At 57.2% G+C, this 19,413-nt stretch carries 20 protein-coding genes and 1 tRNA gene; 6 read left to right on the top strand and 15 right to left on the bottom strand.

Annotation, left to right across the window (positions count from 1 at the left end):
• Complete coding sequence (locus HO274_RS10350) at positions 1–750, top strand: type III pantothenate kinase (RefSeq protein ID WP_051861944.1); 750 nt, start codon at positions 1–3, stop codon at positions 748–750.
• On the opposite strand, the gene HO274_RS10345 is transcribed toward HO274_RS10350, so the two are convergent.
• Genes HO274_RS10345 through rsmI form a run of 4 tightly spaced genes read right to left on the bottom strand, consistent with a single transcriptional unit; the run spans position 727 to position 3,429 of the window.
• The gene (locus tag HO274_RS10345) at positions 727–1,209 is read right to left on the bottom strand and encodes an adenylyltransferase/cytidyltransferase family protein (protein WP_031595965.1); all 483 of its coding nucleotides are present in this window, start codon (positions 1,207–1,209) and stop codon (positions 727–729) included. The genes HO274_RS10350 and HO274_RS10345 overlap by 24 nt on opposite strands.
• A gap of 4 nt (positions 1,210–1,213) precedes the next feature.
• Positions 1,214–1,909 carry a BON domain-containing protein gene (locus HO274_RS10340; protein WP_273119342.1) on the bottom strand — a complete coding sequence of 232 codons (696 nt, stop codon included), beginning with the start codon at positions 1,907–1,909 and terminating at the stop codon, positions 1,214–1,216.
• Positions 1,906–2,499 (bottom strand): phosphoheptose isomerase, encoded by a 594-nt coding sequence (locus HO274_RS10335; RefSeq protein WP_031595968.1) that lies wholly within the window; start codon positions 2,497–2,499, stop codon positions 1,906–1,908. Before HO274_RS10335 ends, HO274_RS10340 begins: the two co-directional genes overlap by 4 nt.
• A 45-nt stretch (positions 2,500–2,544) precedes the next feature.
• Positions 2,545–3,429 carry a 16S rRNA (cytidine(1402)-2'-O)-methyltransferase gene (gene rsmI / locus HO274_RS10330; protein ID WP_273119338.1) on the bottom strand — a complete coding sequence of 295 codons (885 nt, stop codon included), beginning with the start codon at positions 3,427–3,429 and terminating at the stop codon, positions 2,545–2,547.
• A gap of 10 nt (positions 3,430–3,439) precedes the next feature.
• Here rsmI and HO274_RS10325 point away from each other — a divergent pair, with 10 nt between their 5' ends.
• Complete coding sequence (locus HO274_RS10325; RefSeq protein ID WP_031595971.1) at positions 3,440–3,802, top strand: YraN family protein; 363 nt, start codon at positions 3,440–3,442, stop codon at positions 3,800–3,802.
• On the opposite strand, the gene HO274_RS10320 is transcribed toward HO274_RS10325, so the two are convergent.
• The 5 genes from HO274_RS10320 to rpsT all read right to left on the bottom strand — a co-directional run bounded on the left by HO274_RS10320 (position 3,783) and on the right by rpsT (position 7,981).
• The gene (locus HO274_RS10320) at positions 3,783–4,268 is read right to left on the bottom strand and encodes a YajQ family cyclic di-GMP-binding protein (RefSeq protein ID WP_031595977.1); all 486 of its coding nucleotides are present in this window, start codon (positions 4,266–4,268) and stop codon (positions 3,783–3,785) included. The genes HO274_RS10325 and HO274_RS10320 overlap by 20 nt on opposite strands.
• A 4-nt stretch (positions 4,269–4,272) precedes the next feature.
• Entirely contained in the window at positions 4,273–5,493 is a 1,221-nt protein-coding gene (locus HO274_RS10315; protein WP_031595978.1) for an argininosuccinate synthase, read from the bottom strand.
• Between the two features lie 33 nt (positions 5,494–5,526).
• Entirely contained in the window at positions 5,527–6,444 is a 918-nt protein-coding gene (gene argF / locus HO274_RS10310; protein ID WP_031595979.1) for an ornithine carbamoyltransferase, read from the bottom strand.
• A complete protein-coding gene (locus tag HO274_RS10305) occupies positions 6,441–7,616 on the bottom strand; it encodes an aspartate aminotransferase family protein (RefSeq protein WP_031595980.1) in 1,176 nt (391 codons plus the stop codon). Before HO274_RS10305 ends, argF begins: the two co-directional genes overlap by 4 nt.
• A gap of 98 nt (positions 7,617–7,714) precedes the next feature.
• Positions 7,715–7,981, bottom strand: coding sequence for a 30S ribosomal protein S20 (gene rpsT, locus HO274_RS10300; RefSeq protein ID WP_031595981.1), 267 nt, complete (start codon positions 7,979–7,981; stop codon positions 7,715–7,717).
• A gap of 191 nt (positions 7,982–8,172) precedes the next feature.
• Here rpsT and HO274_RS10295 point away from each other — a divergent pair, with 191 nt between their 5' ends.
• Entirely contained in the window at positions 8,173–8,592 is a 420-nt protein-coding gene (locus HO274_RS10295) for a Fur family transcriptional regulator (protein ID WP_031595982.1), read from the top strand.
• Positions 8,593–8,649: 57 nt separating this feature from the next.
• Here the strand turns inward: HO274_RS10295 and ispH are convergent, their stop codons facing one another.
• Genes ispH through cysB form a run of 5 tightly spaced genes read right to left on the bottom strand, consistent with a single transcriptional unit; the run spans position 8,650 to position 14,856 of the window.
• On the bottom strand, positions 8,650–9,588 hold the full coding sequence (ispH, locus tag HO274_RS10290; protein WP_031595983.1) for a 4-hydroxy-3-methylbut-2-enyl diphosphate reductase: 939 nt from the start codon (positions 9,586–9,588) through the stop codon (positions 8,650–8,652).
• Positions 9,585–10,088 (bottom strand): signal peptidase II, encoded by a 504-nt coding sequence (gene lspA / locus HO274_RS10285; RefSeq protein ID WP_035417051.1) that lies wholly within the window; start codon positions 10,086–10,088, stop codon positions 9,585–9,587. Before lspA ends, ispH begins: the two co-directional genes overlap by 4 nt.
• The gene (gene ileS, locus HO274_RS10280) at positions 10,081–12,921 is read right to left on the bottom strand and encodes an isoleucine--tRNA ligase (protein ID WP_273119327.1); all 2,841 of its coding nucleotides are present in this window, start codon (positions 12,919–12,921) and stop codon (positions 10,081–10,083) included. The genes lspA and ileS overlap by 8 nt, the downstream gene beginning before the upstream one ends.
• Positions 12,918–13,862 (bottom strand): bifunctional riboflavin kinase/FAD synthetase, encoded by a 945-nt coding sequence (locus tag HO274_RS10275; protein ID WP_273119325.1) that lies wholly within the window; start codon positions 13,860–13,862, stop codon positions 12,918–12,920. Before HO274_RS10275 ends, ileS begins: the two co-directional genes overlap by 4 nt.
• Positions 13,863–13,905: 43 nt before the next feature.
• The gene (gene cysB, locus HO274_RS10270; protein ID WP_062187568.1) at positions 13,906–14,856 is read right to left on the bottom strand and encodes an HTH-type transcriptional regulator CysB; all 951 of its coding nucleotides are present in this window, start codon (positions 14,854–14,856) and stop codon (positions 13,906–13,908) included.
• 140 nt (positions 14,857–14,996) lie between these two features.
• On the opposite strand from cysB, the gene HO274_RS10265 reads away from it, so the two are divergent.
• Positions 14,997–15,764, top strand: a complete 768-nt coding sequence (locus HO274_RS10265) for a sulfite exporter TauE/SafE family protein (RefSeq protein ID WP_031595993.1) — start codon at positions 14,997–14,999, stop codon at positions 15,762–15,764.
• Here the strand turns inward: HO274_RS10265 and murJ are convergent.
• Entirely contained in the window at positions 15,708–17,270 is a 1,563-nt protein-coding gene (gene murJ / locus HO274_RS10260; RefSeq protein WP_031595994.1) for a murein biosynthesis integral membrane protein MurJ, read from the bottom strand. The two genes, HO274_RS10265 and murJ, sit on opposite strands and share 57 nt — an antisense overlap.
• A gap of 37 nt (positions 17,271–17,307) precedes the next feature.
• Here murJ and HO274_RS10255 point away from each other — a divergent pair.
• Both HO274_RS10255 and HO274_RS10250 read left to right on the top strand, forming a co-directional pair.
• Positions 17,308–17,383, top strand: a tRNA-Thr gene (locus HO274_RS10255).
• Positions 17,384–17,442: 59 nt separating this feature from the next.
• A complete protein-coding gene (locus HO274_RS10250; protein WP_273119317.1) occupies positions 17,443–19,311 on the top strand; it encodes a sensor histidine kinase in 1,869 nt (622 codons plus the stop codon).
• Positions 19,312–19,413 lie beyond the last annotated feature (102 nt).

The raw sequence follows: 19,413 nt of genomic DNA, 5'->3' as shown, positions 1-19,413 counted from the left end.
ATGTGGTTGTACCTCGATCTGGGTAACAGCCAACTGAAATGGGGGCTGCGTCAAGGAGGCCTCTGGATTCAACGGGGTCGTCTGCCGTTGACGCATCTGGACCAACTTCCCATGGAGTGGCACACCTTTCCGCCCCTGCACGCAGCACACGGGGTTTCCGTCGCCCACCCGGATCTGCGAGCCCAGGTGGAAAGCGCCTGCCAGGATTTGGGACTCTCTCCCTGCTGGCATTCCAGCAAACTTTCCGAAGGGGGGGTTCGCAATGGGTATGACCACCCTGCCCAACTGGGTCCGGATCGCTGGATGGCCCTGCAGGGGGCCTGGCATCTCCAGCACCAGGCCGCCTTGGTGGTGATGGCAGGAACAGCCACCACGCTGGACAGTCTGGATGAAAAGGGAAATTTTTTGGGGGGGATGATCCTGCCCGGACTGACCCTCATGCGCCACAGCCTCCACCAAGGCACAGCGCACCTTCCGGCCATAGAGCAAGAAGGGACCCACACCCTGCAAGCCCGTTCCACCCAGGATGCCATCCAGAGCGGAGCCTGGGCGGCTACCCTCGGCGCACTCAAACTGGCCAGGGATGCGCTCAGTCAAAAGGGGTCTCGGGTTCCCGTGTTCTTGGGCGGAGGACATCATGCCGAACTCAGTCCGTACCTGGAGGGTCCCCTCCATGTCTACCCGGAATTGGTTCTGGAAGGCTTGGCCCTGCTCCTGGAAGAAAGATCAGGCGCGAATCTGACGCAATAGCGCCGTGGTGGAACGTTCATGTTCGAAGGGAATGGAGAGCACCCTTCCCCCCCGCGCAAGCACGGACGGTGCCCCCACGATGGCTGCCTCCGGCCAGTCCCCCCCCTTCACCAGGACTTCGGGCTGACACTCCAGAATACGGGTCAGAGGGGTATCTTCTTCGAACCAGGTCACCAGACTCACACATTCCAGAGCAGCCACCAGTGCCAATCGATCGGCCAGGGCATTGATGGGGCGATCAACGCCTTTACCCAGACGACGCACGGAAGCATCGCTATTCAGAGCCACCACCAAAGCGGCACCCTGCGCCCGCGCCCGTGCCAGATAAGTCACATGTCCGCGATGCAGGATGTCGAAGACCCCATTGGTGAACACCAGGGGACGGGGTATTCCCTCCAAACGCGCCTGCCAACTTTCAGGAGCGACGATTTTCTGTTCGAAGGAAGGAGCGTCCTGCACCGGCTCAGGGGGATACCGGTTGGGTCGTGGCAGGCAGTCCCTCCTCCACAGGCGCTGGAGCCTGAACGGGAGCTGGCGGTCCATTCTCGGCCTTGACCGCCGAGGTGGCTTCATTGGCTGGCGTGGCTGTGGAATATTCAAAGACCTTGACGACTTTCTTGACTCCGCTGGTCGTACTGGCCAACTTGGCCGCGGCGTCTCCTTCTCCCTGCGTCACCAGCCCCATCAGATAGACCACTTCACCGCTACTGGTCACACTCACCTGCAGCGGCGAGAATTTACTCCCATTGTCGGTAATGAAGCGGGTATTGACCTTGGTGGTCAGATAGGCATCCTCTGCCCGCTGAGCCAGGGAACTGGGCGGTCCGATCCGGATGTCGTCGATGACCTGCCGCACGTTCGTCAACTTGTGGGCCATGACGTCCACATTACTCCGCGTCGCTTCATCCGGCACCTGCCCGGTCAACAACAGGTTGCGATTGAAACTGGAAGCGTTGACATTGACATCGCTGCCATATTTTCTTGAAATGACTTCCGACATGTGCAACTGAATATCTTCATCATCCAGTTCAGCGCCCGTGGTACGTCGATCCTGCGCCACCAGTCCGGTTCCCACCGCCCCCGTTGCCATCAGGGGCACACACCCCTGGGTCATAGGCAATACGCCCAGCATCAGCCACAGAGACCAGTTTTTTCTCATTCATCCGCTCCTACCAGAATACAATCGATGGCATCGCATAAACAATGCAACACCAGAATATGAACTTCCTGAATCCGTGCCGTGTTTTGAGCCTCCACCGAAAGGTGGACATCATCCCCCGTCAGCAACTCGGCTAATTTTCCGCCCCCTTTGCCCGTCAGCGCCACCACCACCATGTCACGCTCATGGGCTGCCCGCACGGCCTCGAGAATATTGGGGGACTGCCCGCTGGTGGAAATGGCCAGCAGAATATCTCCCCTCTGCCCCAAGGCATGCACCTGCTTGGAAAACACCTTGTCGAACTGATAATCATTGGCGATGGAAGTCAGGGTCGAAGCATCTGTGGTCAGCGCAATCGCTGCCAGAGGGGGGCGTTCCACTTCGAAGCGGTTGAGCAACTCGGCGGAAAAATGCTGCGCATCCGCCGCCGACCCCCCATTCCCACAAACCAGAATCTTGCCCTCTGCCAACAGGCACTGCACCATCCGCTCCGCTGCCATGGCAATCGGAGCGGCCAGCACTTGCGCCAGCGTCATCTTCAGTTGGGCACTTTCCTGAAAGTGCCGATTCATACGTGCAATCAGATCCATCGGGCCATTGTAAACCATATCCCCGGTGCAGGTGAACCCCCCGCTTCAGGGCCCTTTGAGACGCAGCGCCTCGGCATAGAGCTGGTTGCGGGGCAACCCCGTGGCCTCTCCCATTAATTGCACAGCTTCCTTGACGGGCAAACGGGTCAATAAAACCGCCAACCAGCGTTCCTGAGAAGGTTCCAGCGCCGTAGCAGCCTGAACGACCACGGGAGCCGGTTCGATGGCCAGCACGAATTCCCCGCGCTGCTGGTTGGGGTCAGCCTGTACCCACAGAACGGCTTCCTCGAGCGTGGAACGGTGCAGGGTTTCGAAGCGCTTGGTCAACTCGCGCCCCAGGGTCACCCGGCGGGCACCGCCCCATTCCTGGGCCAATACCGTCAAAGTAGCCAGAATACGGTGCGGTGCCTCATAAAAAACGACCACGGCATCCAGGTTCCCCAGGGATTGGATTTGACGTTGACGTTCGCCTTTCTTGGCCGGCAAAAATCCATGAAAATAAAACTGGGGGCAGGTCATCCCTGCCACCGACAGCAAAGTCGTCACTGCACTGACCCCAGGAATCGGCACCACCTTCCCGCCGGCATTCAGGACTTCATCCACCACCCGCGCACCGGGATCACTGATGGCGGGGGTTCCCGCATCGGAAATCAGGGCTACCGAGTGCCCTTCCTGCAATTTTCGGATCAGAAGTTGCGCTTTTTCACGTTCATTATGCTGATGCAGGGATATCAGGGGAGCCATAATACCGAAGTGATCCAGCAGGGGACGGGAGGTGCGGGTATCCTCCGCCGCGATCAGATCCACTTTGCGCAATACCTCGATGGCGCGCAGGGTCAAATCACCCAAATTGCCAATGGGGGTCGCCACCACATAAAGCGTGCCCTCTGATCCGGGAAGTGCAGAAGCGTGCAGGGGAATATGCGTCAAGGAACTCTCCATGAACCAGAAAGGCAGTGCAGCAGAAGAATGGGCCGCCCAGTTTCTGCAACGTCAGGGGCTGACCCTCATCGCCCGCAATTACCACTGTCGATTCGGTGAAATCGACGCCATTGCGCGGGACGATACCACCCTGATTTTTATAGAAGTGCGCTGGCGGCGGCGGGCCAGTTCCCTTCTACTCGAAAGCATCGACCTCCGTAAACAGCGATGCTGGCGGCTGACCGCACAACACTATCTGGCGCACCACGGTTTTTCGGCACACTGTCGCTTCGATGTCCTGTTTCTGGAAGGCCACCACTGCCATCTACTGCATTGGCTCCAGAATGTAGGCCTGGACTCCGTCAGTCGCGGAAATTATTGAACTGCAGGGGAACCTCCAGATCACTGGCGCGTATCAAGGCGATGGCATCCTGCAAAATATCGCGCTTGGCCCCGCTGACCCGCACCGTGTCTCCCTGCAAACTTCCCTGCACCTTGAGTTTACTGTCCTTGAGCAACTTGACGATCTTCTTGCCCAATTCGGTTTCCACCCCCACCTTCACCGTCACAACTTGCTTGACCTTGCCACCGCCAATGGTTTCTTCCTTGCCAAAATCCAGGGTGCGGATATCGATGCCCCGCTTGACCAACCTGGGGCGCAAAATTTCCTTGACCTGTTCCAACTTGAACGGATCGTCGGCGTAGATCGTCAGTTCATACTCGCTTTGTTCCACCCGAGCATCCGATCCCTTGAAATCAAAGCGCGTCCCCACTTCCCGATTGACCTGTTCCACCGCATTGCGGACTTCCTGCTTGTCTACTTCGGAAACGATATCAAAAGAAGGCATCCCGTTACTCCTTACGTTGCAAACGTGCGGCAATGCGCATGCGCAGTGCATTGAGACGAATGAATCCCGCTGCATCGGACTGTTGATATGCCCCCCCATCATCTTCGAAGGTAGCAATGGTTGGATCAAAGAGAGAATCCGTCCGGGACTCCCGACCCACCACCATCACCGTTCCCTTGTATAACTTGAGGCGAACCCATCCATTCACGGTCTGCTGCGTATGGTCGATCAGGGTTTGCAGGGCCCGCCGTTCCGGACTCCACCAGTAGCCGTTATAAATCAGGGCTGCATAGCGAGGCATCAAATCATCCTTGAGGTGCGCCACTTCGCGGTCCAGGGTCAGGGATTCAATGGCCCGGTGCGCCTTGAGCAAAATCGTTCCGCCGGGAGTCTCATAGCACCCACGGGATTTCATTCCCACAAAGCGGTTTTCCACCAGGTCCAGGCGACCAATTCCATGCTGTCCGCCTATGCGATTGAGTTCAGCCAATAAAACCGCTGGCGTCATGGTTACCCCGTTCAAGGAGACGGCGTCGCCTTTCTCGAAGTTCAGTTCCAGGTATTGCGGTTGATCCGGAGCCACTTCGGGGGCCACGGTCCAACGCCACATGTCTGCCTCGGGCTCCCGCGCCGGGTCTTCAAGGCCTTTGCCTTCATAGGAAATATGCAGCAGATTGGCATCCATGCTGTAGGGACTGCCGCCATTCTTATGTTTCATCTCCACGGGAATCCCGTGGGATTCCGCATAGGCCAGCAATTTTTCCCGGGATAACAAATCCCATTCACGCCAGGGGGCAATTACCTTGATGTTGGGTTCGAGGGCATAATAGCCCAGTTCGAAACGCACCTGATCGTTACCCTTACCCGTGGCTCCGTGAGAAACCGCCTCGGCGCCCACCTGTCGGGCAATCTCGATCTGGCGCTTGGCAATCAAAGGACGGGCAATACTGGTTCCCAGCAGATACTCGCCCTCATAAATCGTGTTGGCGCGAAACATGGGATAGACGAAGTCCCGCACGAATTCCTCGCGCAGGTCCTCGATGAAGATCTGCTGAATACCGAACTGCTGGGCTTTGCGCCGCGCCGGCTCCAATTCTTCTCCCTGTCCGATATCCGCCGTAAAGGTAACCACCTCACATTGGTAGGTATCCTGCAACCACTTAAGGATGACCGAGGTGTCGAGTCCCCCGGAATAGGCCAATACAACTTTCTTGATCTCACTCATCAGCGCTCTTTCCTTGTCAATCATTGCCGTGAATCATGTCGTTTCCAGACGACCCAGAAGCAGATATTCCATCAACGCCTTCTGCACGTGCAGACGATTTTCCGCCTCATCCCACACCACACTCTGCACCCCTTCCAATACCCCGGCGGACACTTCTTCGCCCCGATGGGCCGGCAGGCAATGCATGAACAGAGCTTCGGGATGGGCCTGACCCATCATTTCCTCATCCACCCGGAAATCCGCAAAGACTTCACGCCGCACTTCGCTTTCAGCTTCATAGCCCATGCTGGTCCAAACATCCGTGGTCACCAGATGTGCGCCCCGCACCGCATTCATGGGATCAGCAAAAACACTCAGATGGGCCAATTCTTCGGATGTGGCTGCCTGGGTTTCCAAGGCATAACCGTGGGGGGTCGACACATGCAACTGAAATCCAAACAAGGCCGCCGCCTGTAACCAGGTGGCGCACATGTTGTTGCCATCCCCCACCCAGGCCACGGTCTTGCCTGCCAGAGAACCGCGCTGCTCCATGAAGGTGAAGATATCTGCCATGATCTGGCAGGGATGATATTGATTGGTCAGCCCGTTGATGACGGGAACCCGGGAATGCACTGCAAAGCGTTCGATGATGGACTGATCGAAAGTGCGGATCATGACGATATCCACCATGCGCGACACCACCCGTGCCACATCTTCAATGGGTTCGCCCCGGCCCAACTGGGTTTCCCCTGTGGTCAGGTTGATGGCTGAACCACCCAACTGATGAATCCCTGCTTCGAAGGACACCCGTGTACGCGTGCTGTGCTTCTCGAACACCATGGCCAACATGCGGTCCTTGAGGGGATGATAGATGGTGTAGGACTTGAAAAGTGCCTTGAGGTGGCGGGTACGCTGAAAGAGATAGTCAAATTCTTCTTGGGTAAAATCCTTGAACTGAAGAAAATGCTTCATGCCCCCTCCAAAAACTGCCGTACCAAGGGAATCAAATCCGACAGCAACCGTTCGATTTCTGCTTTCGTGATGATCAGCGGCGGAAGCAGACGGATGACTTTGTCCGAGGTAACATTGATCAATAATCCCTTCTCCAGAGCCAAGGTGACCAAGGCGCCACAGGGCCGATCCAGTTCGATGCCCACCATCAGCCCCTGTCCTCGAATCGCCACGACTCCCGCTACCGAAGCCAGTGCCGTTTCCAGTCCGGCACGCAATTGTTCTCCCCGTTCCCGTGCATTGGCCAACAATCCTTCGGATTCCATGATCTCCAGGGTCGCCAGGGCAGCAGCGCACACCAGGGGCCCGCCCCCGAAGGTCGTGCCGTGATTTCCGGGTTTGAACACCTCAGCCGCTTTCCCGCGCGCCAGACACGCGCCAATGGGGACGCCGGAACCCAGGCCCTTGGCCAGAATCAGGACATCGGGAGAAACCCCGGCCTGTTGGGTGGCAAACCAATCACCGGTCCGACCGATACCCGTCTGGACCTCATCCACCATATACAGCCACTGGCGTTCTTCACACAGCCGCTTCAAACCCTGCTGGTAGGCGTGATCCGCCACATGGATGCCCCCCTCCCCCTGAATGGGTTCAAGCAAAACGGCCACCACATTGGAATTACGCTCGGCCACTGCCGCCACGGCCTCCAGATCATTGTAAGGAACGCGCACGAAACCGGACACCAACGGTTCAAACCCAGCCTGAGCCTTCCGGCTGCCGGTGGCCGAAAGGGTGGCAATGGTACGTCCATGCCAGGCTTTTTCCATGACGATGAGGGTGGGCAACTCGATACCGCGCTGATGTCCGTACAGACGTGCCAGTTTGATGGCGGCTTCGTTGGCTTCTGCCCCCGAGTTGCAGAAAAAAACCCCGTCCATCCCGGCAATACGGCATAACCGTTCCGCCAACTGCTCCTGGCGCAACACGCGATAAACATTCGAGGTATGGATCAACTGACCGGCCTGATCGGCAATCGCGCGCACCAGATGAGGGTGCCCATGACCCAGTCCATTGACGGCAATGCCTGCCAAAGCATCCAGATAAACGCGCCCTTCTTCATCCCACAGCCAAACTCCCCGACCATGGGTGAAAGCCACAGGCAACCGCGCATAGGTATTAAGCAAATGGTCCATGCACTCTCCCATTCAAGAAAGCGATAAAACAAAAACGGCGGCGATATGCCTACCGCCGCCTTAGGGAGTCAACCCTTCAATCAGAAACCTAAGGAAAATCAGGCACTCATTCCCTTGATCGCGGCGGACAACCGGCTTTTGGTGCGTGCCGCAGAATTCTTGTGAATGATTTTCTTGTCAGCGATACGGTCAATGGTGGAAGTGGCCACTTGAAATACGGTCTGTGCAGCGGTCTTGTCCCCCTCCAAAACGGCCTTGCGTACCTTCTTGATGGCGGTACGTAAAGTAGAACGCAGGGACATGTTGTGCGAGCGCTGGGCTTGGGCCTGACGGGCACGTTTTTCGGCTTGAGCGGAATTGGCCATTTTGAATCACCTCTGGTGGACGGGGAATACCGTCACGCAACATTAACATTAACGGAAACCCTGGATTCTAACCTGTTGACCAAGGATTATCAATCCCATAAAAAGAAAAAAAGCAAGGGAAATTGAAATTGGCAAGGGGATAGGGTATAGTCGAGACTGGATCTAATATAGGGAAGGAGAAGAAAGTGAGTATGGTACCCGATCGCGCTGAATTGGTGGATCGCTTGCGGACTTTCGACATCATCCCCACCCATCAGCGCCTGGTCATTGCCCAGGCACTATTTTCCCGACGCCAGCATGTTTCGGCGGACCAGTTACTCAGCCAGGTCAATCTGACCCATGGGGAAGTTTCCAAGGCCACCATTTACAACACGCTCAACCTGTTCGAAAAGAAAGGTCTGGTCCGGCGGGTGGTAGTCGATCCGGAACGGATTTTCTACGATACGTTCATGGACTCTCACCCCCATCTCTTTGACGTCGAAAAAGGGGAACTGTATGACATCGAAGCGCCTGACCTGCAAATCGTCGGGCTTCCGCCTCTCCCTCCCGGCATGCGCCAGGAAGGACTGGACATCGTCATTCGCATGCGCCCCATTGCTGCGTTCAATTAGAGATTGCTGATTCTCCTGGTGCGCCGCAGACCTCTCGGGAAGAAAGACCGGCTTGAATCATGCCAGAGCCTTGGGTAGAGGAAAAACCACCCGCTCCGGCGTCCCCTCCAGTTCCTGAATTCCCTGAGCCCCCAGTTGCTTCAGTCGATCCACCACTTCCTGGACCAAAACGGCGGGGGCAGAGGCCCCGGCCGTAACTCCCACGCGCTGTTTTCCCACCAGCCAGGCCGGATCCAGATCATCGGCACGGTCTACCATATAGGCTTCGATCCCGCGATGGAGGGCTACTTCGCGCAAGCGATTCGAATTGGAACTGGTGGGGGAACCCACCACGATGACCAGGTCCGCGCTCCGGGTCAAGACCTTGACGGCATCCTGGCGATTCTGCGTGGCATAGCAGATGTCGTCCTTGCGCGGGCCCTGGATGGCTGGATAACGAAGGCGCAGGGCATGGATCACGCGCTGGGCATCATCCACCGATAGGGTGGTCTGGGTGACGTAGGCCAGTCGTTCCGGATGATTAACCTTCAAATTTTCCACATCCTCCGGAGTTTCCACCAGATAGATGTGGTCGGGAGCCTGACCCAGCGTTCCTTCCACCTCGGGGTGCCCACGATGGCCGATCATGACGATTTCCTGACCGGCCGCATGTAAACGGGATACTTCGGTATGTACCTTGGTGACCAACGGACAGGTAGCGTCGAACACATGCAATCCGCGCACCTTTGCTTCCTCCCGCACCGCCATGGAAACGCCATGGGCACTGAAAACCACCGTGGAGCCCGTGGGGACCTGAGCCAACTCATCCACGAAAACCGCCCCTTGGCGACGCAAATTTTCCACCACAAAACGATTATGCACCACCTCATGCCGCACATAGATGGGCGGACCGAAACGTTGGAGGGCCCGCTCCACGATTTCGATGGCCCGATCCACCCCTGCACAAAAACCACGGGGATTAGCCAGGACCACAAAAAACGGTGATTGCTCGCTCATGCCACAGGCCCTCCCGAATTGTCTCCGGATTTGGCAGAAGCATGTTTGCCTCGCCCCTCCAGCAACAGCATGACCACGCCCACCGTAATGGCCGAATCTGCCCCGTTGAACGCCGGCCAGTAATGTTGCCCCACATGCCATTGCACGAAATCAGTAACCTCTCCCGCCCCCAGACGGTCCACCAGATTCCCCAGGGCGCCCCCCATGATCAGCGCCAGTCCGGTACAAAACCAGCGCTCCGTGGCATGGCGCCAGATCAAAATACTGAGGACGACAATGGCAAGCACGGCGATGGCACTGAACAATCCCTTCTGCCACCCCCCTGACGTAGCCAAAAAACTGAACGCCGCACCCTGATTAAAGGCCAGCACCCAGTTGAACCAGTCCGTCACCCGTACCACCTGCCCGGGTACCAGATGTCCGCGCACCCAGGCCTTGCTGACCTGGTCCACCGCCACCACCCCCAGAGCGAGCAGCCAGCCCAATCCCAGACTACGCATGCAGGCGCTCCTCTCCTGCCCCAAACAAGTTGCAGGTACAGCGGTCACAAAGATCCGGATGTTCGGGCAAGGTTCCCCGCACCGAACGATAATGCCAGCAACGGGGACATTTGGTGCCCTGCGTCAAGGCAATCTGCAGTCCCACCTGCCAGGTTCCCTCTGCCCCAGGCACCTCCAGAGAAAGGGTGCCTTCAGGCCGGTCCGACCCTGCATCCACCACCACCCTGGCCTGCGATGTGATGAACAGGAAACGCAGATCGTCGCCCAGGGCCTGCAAAGCCTGCAAAGGGGCACCCTGGGCGTGCAGCGTCACCTCTGCCTGAAGAGAAGAACCCAAGGTGCCGGCAGCACGGAGGGGTTCCAGATGTTTTCTGACCTGTTCGCGCAAAGCGCGCAACTGATCCCAACGGGAACGCAACTCCCTTTCCCCACTCAACTCCGGCAGTACATGCCATTGTTCCAGAAATACGGAAGAGGCCGTTTCCGGAGTCTTGCCCTGCAGGGTCGCCCAGACCTCCTCCGCCGTAAAGGTCAGAATGGGAGCCAGCCAGCGCGTCAACGCCTGGGTGATATGCCAGAGGGCATTCTGCGCCGCGCGCCGGGAACGGGACTCCTTTCCTGCGGTATAGAGCCGGTCCTTCAGAATATCCAGATAAAAGGCCCCCAGATCCTCAGAACAGAAAGTCAGCAAACGTTGGGTAACCTGATGAAACTCATTCTGTTCATACCCGTTCCGAACGATTCCTTCCACTTCACGGGTCAGAGCCAAGGCATAACGATCGAGGGTGAGCCAGGACTCCGTTGCCAGGGCATCCCGCTGAGGATCGAAATCCGCCAGGTTGGCAAGCAAAAAGCGCAGGGTATTCCGTAAACGGCGGTAGGCTTCCACCACCCGGTCGAGAATCTCCTTGGACAAACACAATTCTCCCGAGTAATCCGTACTGGCCACCCAGAGGCGCAGGTTATCCGCCCCCAACTCTTTCATCACGGTCTGCGGCACCACCACATTGCCCAAGGATTTGCTCATCTTGCGCCCCTGTCCATCCACCACGAAGCCATGGGTCAACAAAGCCCGGTAAGGCGCATGCCCGTTCAGGGCTACGCTGGTCAGGAGCGAAGATTGAAACCAGCCCCGATGCTGGTCCGAGCCCTCGAGGTACAGATCTGCCGGGAAACCCAGTTCGGGGCGTTGGCCCAAGACGGTCCCATGGGTCGAACCAGAATCGAACCAGACATCCAGCGTATCCGTCAAAGGGCGATACGCTTCGGCCTCCGCGCCCAACCATGCTTCGGTTGGCGTACCGAACCAGGCTTCGATTCCCTTCGTCTCCACGGCCAAAGCAACTTTTTCCGCCAAGGCTGAAGTCTCTGGGTGCAAGGCCCCTGTCTGGCGATGGACAAAAAACGGGATGGGGACCCCCCAGGCGCGCTGGCGCGATACACACCAATCCGGCCGATTATCGATCATGGCGGACAAACGGGCACGTCCCCAGGCGGGATAAAAACGAGTTTCCGCCACTGCCTTCTGGCTGAGAGGGCGCAGTGCAGGTTGCTGTGCACCCGGCGTATCCATGACGATAAACCACTGCGGCGTAGCCCGAAAGATGATGGGAGTCTTGTGACGCCAACAATGGGGATAACTGTGTTGAAGGGGGACATGGGCAAGCAGCCGTTCCCGTTCCGCCAAGGCTTCCACCAGCACCGCATTGGCTGCCCAGACCTTGAGTCCGCCCACCAAAGGCACCTCGGGCAGAAAGACGGCGCGGTCATCCATCAAATGATCCACACTCAACCGATAGCGCAAACCCACCTGATGATCTTCCACGCCATGAGCCGGTGCCGTATGAACCAACCCGGTTCCCGCCTCCACGGTTACGTGATCGCCACAGACCAGAGGAACAGTACGTTCCGCCAGGGGGTGTTGCAGCGAAAGATGTTCAAGATGGGCCCCCTTGACCGGCCCCCATACCTGCTGCGCCTCCAGTCCATAGCGCAGGAGTGCGCCCGCCCGCAGACTTTCCTGCAGGAGCAGCAGTCCGCGCGTCGTTTGCACCAGTTCGTAGGCCAGTTCCGGATGCACCGCCACCGCCTGATTGGCCGGCAGAGTCCAGGGGGTAGTGGTCCAGATTACGGCAAAAGCAGGCCCCGGCAAGGAATCCATACCAAAACAGCGGGCCAACCCCTCTTCATCCTGCACCAGAAAAGCCACATCGATGGCCGGTGAAGTGCGTTCCTCATATTCCACTTCAGCTTCCGCCAGGGCCGAACCACATTCCGGGCACCAGTTGACGGGTTTGAGACCGGGTTTCAGATACCCGGCTTCCCATATCTTGACCAAGGTTCGAAGAATGCCCGCTTCCGTTTCCGGGTTCATGGTGAGATAGGGCTGTTCCCAATCCGCCATTACCCCCAGACGGATGAAATCGGCTTTCTGCTGGTTCACCTGGGTGGTGGCATAGGCCCGGCAAAGTTCGCGAAAACGGGCGGGGGGAAGATGGCGTCCATGCTCCTTTTCCACTTGCAGTTCGATGGGCAGACCATGACAGTCCCAGCCCGGCACGTAGGGTGCATCAAAACCGGACAGCGTGCGACTCTTGACGATCATATCCTTGAGAATCTTGTTGACGGCATGACCGATGTGGATGTTACCGTTGGCATAGGGAGGACCATCATGCAGAATGAAGCGGGGTCTCCCCTGGCAATGGTCCCGCAATTGCCAATAGCGTTTCTGTTGCTGCCATGCTTCCAGCCAGCGCGGCTCCCGTCGAGCCAGATCGGCACGCATGGGAAACGAAGTTTCCGGTAAATTGAGAGTGTCCTTGTAATCGGTCATGACGCATCCTGAATGAGTGACTGAGCAAAGTAGGCACGGGCCGCTGCGGCGTCCGCATGCATCTGTGCCACCAGTTGATTCGTATTTGCAAAATGCCGTTCATCGCGCAACTTATGCAAAAAGCGCACTTCCACCCGTTGCCCGTAGATCGTCTGGTCGAAATCAAACAGGTGGACTTCCAGCAATGGGGCATCCAGGGGATTCACCGTGGGGCGATGCCCCAGACTGGCAACCCCGGACAAAGGGTGAGGGGTGGGACCACATACTTCCACCACGAACACCCCTGCCAAGGGAGGGCGATGTCGCAAGGCCAGATTCAAGGTGGGAAACCCCAGGGTACGCCCCAACTGATGGCCATACCCTACCCGCCCCACCAAAGAAAAGGGACGACCCAGCAAGGTCGCGGCTCGCGCCAGATCGCCCGCCCCCAAACAGGCACGAATGGCACTGCTCGAAATACGCTCGCCCGCCATCTGCACGCTCTGCAATGACGCACATTCAAAACCCAGGGTCTGGCCCAGTTCGCGCAAAAGAGGGAAATCTCCCTGGCGGCGGGCTCCAAAGCGAAAATCATCCCCCACCAATACCCAACGTGCCGAAAATCCCTGCACCAATACACGGCGTACGAAATCGGCAGCAGACAGGGCAGCCAACGCTCCATTGAAGCGCAATACCCGCATCTGGTCCACTCCCATCTGCTTCATCCACAGATACTTGCGGGTCAGGGAAGTCAGTCGAGGCGGGGCTGAAATCCCCTCAAAAAACTCCCGGGGATAGGGTTCGAAGGTCAATACCATGGGAACCAGCCCACGCACGCCCGCTTCCTTCACCAAATATTCGAGCATGGCCTGATGACCCCGATGAACGCCGTCGAAATTGCCCAGAGTCAGGGCCGTACCCACGGTCCCTACGGGCAAATGATCGATGGCGATACGTTTCATGGGTCAATTCAAAAGGTACGATTCTATCATGAGCCTTCCCACCTCAGGAACTCTCGTCTTCAGGGTTGGGAGCCGGTGCGGCCAGGGCATTCTCGACTCGGGTGCGATCCAGCGCAGGCGCAAAAAGTTGTATGAAGTCATAGACAAAACCTCGCAGGTAGGTTCCTGCCCGCAGGGCGATACGGGTCAAACTGGGCTCAAACAGATGAGCCATATCCCGCGCTCTCAAATCGCGATCCAGGTTCTGGTCGTAGGCCATGGCCGCGATGACTCCCACCCCCATTCCCACGCGCACATAAGTCTTGATCACATCCGCATCCAGAGCCGTCAGCACCACATTGGGCGATAGCCCTTGGCGCTCGAAGGCCTGATTGATTCGAGCGCGTCCCGTGAAGGCATGGTCATACGTGATCATGGGATACTGAGCCAATGCCTCCAGAGTCAAATGTTCCAAGGCCAACAAGGGATGGTCGGGCTTGGCCACCAGGATGCGGTTCCACTGGTAACAGGGCAGGATGCGCAAATCAGGAAACAGGTCCAATCCTTCCGTGGCAATGGCCAGATCCGCCCGTCCCGCCACGACTTCTTGAGCCACATGCAGAGGATTCCCTTGATGAAGCACCAACTTAACCTCGGGATAACGCTGTGCAAACTGCACAATCACGGGAGGTAGCACATACCGCGCCTGAGTATGGGTGGTGGCAACGGTCAGTTGACCCGCCCGTTGACGACTGAACTCCTGCCCTGCCGTCTTGAGGTTGCGGGCCTCCAGCAAGACCCGGCGCGCCAAGGTCAGGATTTCTTGTCCCGCCGGGGTAACGCTCACCACCCGCTTGCCATTGCGCACGAAAATCTCCACTCCCAACTCATCTTCGAGCAAACGAATCTGCTTGCTCACACCGGGTTGGGAAGTGAACAGGTTGTCCGCCGCCTGGGACACGTTCAATCCCGCCTCCACCACTTCCACCAGATAGCGTAATTGCTGTAATTTCACAAGACTTCCTCCCACCCCAGGCCCAGAGCTCATTATAATCATTGGTTAGGTACATACAATAACTTATTACTTAGTTTTCTATAACACCTCAGGTATGCTCTGTTTCAGACTCTTCTCACACACTCGGGGAACCCGCTGGCATGCTCGTCAATTTCATCCTGTCCGGCGCTGCGGGGGGACTACTGATCGGAATGACCGGAATCGGAGGAGGATCTCTCATGACTCCCCTGCTGGTCATGGGCTTTGGCATCCCCCCCGCAACGGCCATTGGAACCGACCTGCTTTACGCAGCGTTGACCAAGGCCGGAGCTGTTGCCTGTCACCAGCGCCATGGAAATGTATCCTGGCGTACGGCGGGTTGGCTGCTGGTGGGCAGTTTGCCGGGCAGCGGACTCACCCTCTGGATTTTACAGCGGATTCCCGCCAGTCCCCTGCTGGATCAAATGTTACGCCAGGGATTGGCCGTAGCCCTGGCTCTCACCACCCTGGCCCTTTGGAAACGGCGCGCCCTGCCCAAACCCACAGACACTCCGTACGCACGAATCTGGACTCCGGTGCTGGGGTTTTTTATTGGTATTCTCGTCACGCTTTCTTCAGTAGGAGGGGGTGCACTGGGGACGGCACTGCTGCTGGTTCTCTACCCCAGTTTCAGTTTTTCCACCATTGTCGCTACGGAACTGGCCCATGCGGTACCGCTGACCCTACTGGCCGGCTTGGGACATCTGCGTTTGGGACATGTGGATGGAACCTTGCTGGCTGCGCTCCTGGCAGGATCTCTCCCAGGGCTTTGGGCAGGCACCCGACTCAACCATCATTTACCTGAAAAGGTCACCCGCGCCGGACTCTCCCTGTTACTGCTCGGTTTGGCTCTTGGCCTGTGGCACAGTGTGCCGGGAAAAATCGCGTAACCGAAATCCCAGACCCCACAGGGTCGCAAAATAGCTGCCTCCGGCCCCCATCATCAGTGGGATCAAATGCCTTAACCGGGCACCAAAAGAAGCCGTCAACCAGAAAGATTCCGCTCCCTGTCCGATCCAGAGCACCGCCCCCATCACCCCCAGCGCCACCCCTATTTTCAGCAAAAACCCGGACCAGCCCGCCCCTGGAAGATACACGCCGCGCTGGCGCAGCCCCCAATACAACAAACCCGCATTGCCACAGGCACCCAGACTGGTCGCCAAGGCCAGACCGGCATGATGCAGGGGGCCGATGAACAGAGCGTTCATCCCCTGGGTGAGCACCAGGATCAACAGGGCAATCTTGACTGGGGTCTTGATATCCTGACGGGCATAAAACCCGGGGGCCAGAATCTTGATGCTGATCAGCCCCATCAACCCCAGACTGTAGGCCAGCAGCGCCAGATTGACCTGCAGGACGTCGTGCGGACCAAAGGCCCCGCGCATGAACAAGGTTGAAACCAGAGGGACCCCGATCAAAGCCAGTGCCAATGCAGCGGGCAACGTCAACATCAAGGTCAGTCGCAACCCCCAGTCCAGCAAGGCCGAATAACCCACCCGGTCGTCTATCGCATGGGTACGAGCCAAACTGGGCAACAGGATCGTACCCAAGGCTGCCCCCAGCAATCCCGTGGGAAACTCCATGAGGCGATCGGCGTAAAATAACCAGGAAATACTGCCGGTGGGCAAGTAGGATGAAAACAGGGTACTCAACAACAAACTGATCTGCCCCACCGATACCCCGATCACTGCCGGTCCCATTAATTTCAATACCCGCCGTACCCTGGGATCAAAGGGATCCCAACGCCAGCGCGGAACCATCTGCAACTGACGCAGAAAGGGCCACTGAAAGAGAAGTTGCAACACGCCGCCGGCAAGGGCGCCCCAAGCCAGGGCTGCAATGGGTGGGGTAAAGAACCGGGACAGTGCCAGTACAAAAAACAGGAAAGCAATATTCAACCATACGGGTGTAATGGCCGGCACCCAGAAACGATTCCAGGTATTGAGAATCCCGGCGGACAAAGCCACCAGGGCAATGAAAAAGATATAGGGGAAGGTGATGCGCAATAATTGGGTGGTCAGCGCAAATTTGGCCAAATTCTGGCGAAAGCCCGGGGCCGTCACCCATACGATCTGCGGAGCAAAAAGCACACCCAGCAGCGTCGTCACCAACAAGGTCACCACCAGCACGCTCGCCACATGATCCACCAAATGCCGCGCGCCCGCATCCCCATGTTTGGCTCGTTGGGCCGCCAGCAAGGGAACGAAGGCTTGTGAGAAAGCCCCTTCGGCAAACAGGCGACGCAACAGGTTGGGGAGCCGAAAAGCCACCACGAAAGCATCTGTTTCACCCGCCGCGCCAAAGGCGTGCGCCACCACCACATCGCGCAGAAAGCCAAGGATGCGTGAGAGCAACGTCATGCTGCTGGTTTGGGCGAGAGATTTAAGAAGATTCATTACGTACCCAGAATCCGGTATAATACATGGTTTAAGTGCTGATGTAGCTCAGTTGGTAGAGCAACTGATTCGTAATCAGTAGGTCGGGGGTTCGACTCCTCTCATCAGCACCACCGTTCCATCCTGCCCTTGGAAATGACAACAGCCTCATCTTTCTTGAAGTCATTGTGGCGTGATCCTCCTCCCTGCCAATCCCCTCTCCCTGCACACGGCAAAAACCCATAAACCGTGGCGCGAACCTATCCCCCTCAGGAATGTCCTGCGCCTACTGTTTCTTCTCTGCTTCCTCCCTTTCCACTTTCCGGTCCAGGCTGCCGTATCCACGTTAACGCAAGGATACTTCATCTTTTCTTCAGAAAGTTCTCCGCCTGCGGAGGAACTCGGGCGTTGGGATCCGGTCACTCTCCCCGATAACTGGAATATAAGCCACCCTGGTCAGGGGGGAACCGGATGGTATCGATTCACCTTTTTTCTTGATCATCCAAGTCACGATCTTTGGGGCATCTACTTACCCCGACTGAGCGCCAATGCTGAAGTTTTTGCCAACGGAGTTTTGGTGGGTAGCGGCGGTCGTCTGATCGAGCCAATTTCTCTCAACAGTTTCCGTCCCCTGCTTTTTTCCATCCCCGGCGGCCTGTTACACCCAGGGAACAACATCATCTCCATCGCCATACTGGGCTACCCCAATGAGATGTCCGGCCTGGAAAACGTGCAAATCGGCCTGGCTACCGAACTTACCCCGCGCTATGAACGACGCTCCATGTTCGAGGTGACAGCCCCCATCACGGTCTGCGTACTGAACATCTCTCTGTCTCTGGGTTTATTTCTCCTCTGGAAACATCATCGCGCAGAACCGCTTTATCTCATGCTTGCCCTGGGAAGTTTATGTAGCGGCATCTATACCTCCTCATTTTTTCTGACGGAAGTGCCCGTACAGCACAGCCTCTGGTTATGGTTCATCTATACCCTTGCCATGGGGTTTTCTTATATCATCCTGCTGATTATCCACCGCTTCGTTCGGGTCGAGCACCCCCTCCTGGAACGCTGGGCCGGTGCGTACACCCTGATCATCCCTTTTCTGATCGCCTGGACTGGCCCAGCGTACTATCTAAAACTCTTTGGATACATGGGGGCCAGTTATGCACTCATTTCCCCCTATCTGTTTTATCTGGTCATCCGGCACCGCAACACAGGGCACAGGATCGAATCTCTTCTCCTGCTTCTCGTTTTGTCGGTACTGGCCGGCATAGGCGTTCATGACCTGGACCAGATGATCTTCCCCCACAGGCACCTTCCCAATTACTATGCCTATTGGGCCGCCTCCTCCATGGGACTGGTCATCACCTTTCTGGTCATTCTGCGTTTTGATCGCACCCTTAACCGGTACATCCTGCTGAATTCGGATCTGAATCAACAAATCGAAGAAAAATCCCAAGCCTTGGCCTCCAGTTACGAGGAACGTCACGCCTTACTCACCCATAATGCGCTGCTGGACGAACGGGAACGCATTCTGCGCGACTTGCATGACGGATTGGGAGGCTACCTGATCAGCGCACTGGCGCTCATCGACCGAATGCCCCAAACCACTCACGCCTTGCAAAAAACCCTGCGTACCGCCCTGGATGATTTGCGTCTCATGGTCGACTCCATTGACGATAAAAACGGAGATTTGTCTCTCTTGATCGCCAGCGTGCGTGAACGCCTCGATCTCGCCATGGATGCCTGTAATATCACCCTTCACTGGCAAGTCACTGCCCCTCCTCAACTGTCAAACCCCAGCCCTTCCCGCCACGTACAATTGATCCGAATGATCCAGGAAATATTCAACAACGTGGCCAAACACAGTCAGGCGCATCATGTAAATTTCATTCTCACGGATTCTTTCTTGGAAATCCGGGATGATGGAATCGGTTTCGACCCTCAGTCCATGAAAACCGGACGAGGCCTGACCAATTTGAGGCGACGCGCCGCAGAATTGGGCTTGATCCTGACCCTTCGATCAGGCAACCATGGCACCCTGATCCGATTGGAATGGGTGTAATTCTGGTCGTCGCACCGCGCCAGCCCTCACATACCCGCAGGTGTGGGCAGTGGAATATTGGTCAGGGCAAGCCGGCACCGGGGTGCAAAAACAGGTAAAATA

The organism is Ferrovum myxofaciens (assembly GCF_013181415.1).
GTDB classification, from domain to species: domain Bacteria; phylum Pseudomonadota; class Gammaproteobacteria; order Burkholderiales; family Ferrovaceae; genus Ferrovum; species Ferrovum myxofaciens.
Note: the sequence above shows the minus strand (reverse complement) of the source record. Positions and strands in the feature narration are given on the sequence as shown.

Bases quoted from the DNA above. Each gene is read 5' to 3' on its own strand.
- HO274_RS10350 (WP_051861944.1), top strand. From the start codon at position 1: ATGTGGTTGTACCTCGATCTGGGTAACAGCCAACTGAAATGGGGGCTG.
- HO274_RS10340 (WP_273119342.1), bottom strand. From the start codon at position 1,909: ATGAGAAAAAACTGGTCTCTGTGGCTGATGCTGGGCGTATTGCCTATG.
- HO274_RS10335 (WP_031595968.1), bottom strand. From the start codon at position 2,499: ATGGATCTGATTGCACGTATGAATCGGCACTTTCAGGAAAGTGCCCAA.
- HO274_RS10325 (WP_031595971.1), top strand. From the start codon at position 3,440: ATGAACCAGAAAGGCAGTGCAGCAGAAGAATGGGCCGCCCAGTTTCTG.
- HO274_RS10320 (WP_031595977.1), bottom strand. From the start codon at position 4,268: ATGCCTTCTTTTGATATCGTTTCCGAAGTAGACAAGCAGGAAGTCCGC.
- HO274_RS10315 (WP_031595978.1), bottom strand. From the start codon at position 5,493: ATGAGTGAGATCAAGAAAGTTGTATTGGCCTATTCCGGGGGACTCGAC.
- argF (WP_031595979.1), bottom strand. From the start codon at position 6,444: ATGAAGCATTTTCTTCAGTTCAAGGATTTTACCCAAGAAGAATTTGAC.
- HO274_RS10305 (WP_031595980.1), bottom strand. From the start codon at position 7,616: ATGGACCATTTGCTTAATACCTATGCGCGGTTGCCTGTGGCTTTCACC.
- rpsT (WP_031595981.1), bottom strand. From the start codon at position 7,981: ATGGCCAATTCCGCTCAAGCCGAAAAACGTGCCCGTCAGGCCCAAGCC.
- HO274_RS10295 (WP_031595982.1), top strand. From the start codon at position 8,173: ATGGTACCCGATCGCGCTGAATTGGTGGATCGCTTGCGGACTTTCGAC.
- ispH (WP_031595983.1), bottom strand. From the start codon at position 9,588: ATGAGCGAGCAATCACCGTTTTTTGTGGTCCTGGCTAATCCCCGTGGT.
- lspA (WP_035417051.1), bottom strand. From the start codon at position 10,088: ATGCGTAGTCTGGGATTGGGCTGGCTGCTCGCTCTGGGGGTGGTGGCG.
- ileS (WP_273119327.1), bottom strand. From the start codon at position 12,921: ATGACCGATTACAAGGACACTCTCAATTTACCGGAAACTTCGTTTCCC.
- HO274_RS10275 (WP_273119325.1), bottom strand. From the start codon at position 13,862: ATGAAACGTATCGCCATCGATCATTTGCCCGTAGGGACCGTGGGTACG.
- HO274_RS10265 (WP_031595993.1), top strand. From the start codon at position 14,997: ATGCTCGTCAATTTCATCCTGTCCGGCGCTGCGGGGGGACTACTGATC.
- murJ (WP_031595994.1), bottom strand. From the start codon at position 17,270: ATGAATCTTCTTAAATCTCTCGCCCAAACCAGCAGCATGACGTTGCTC.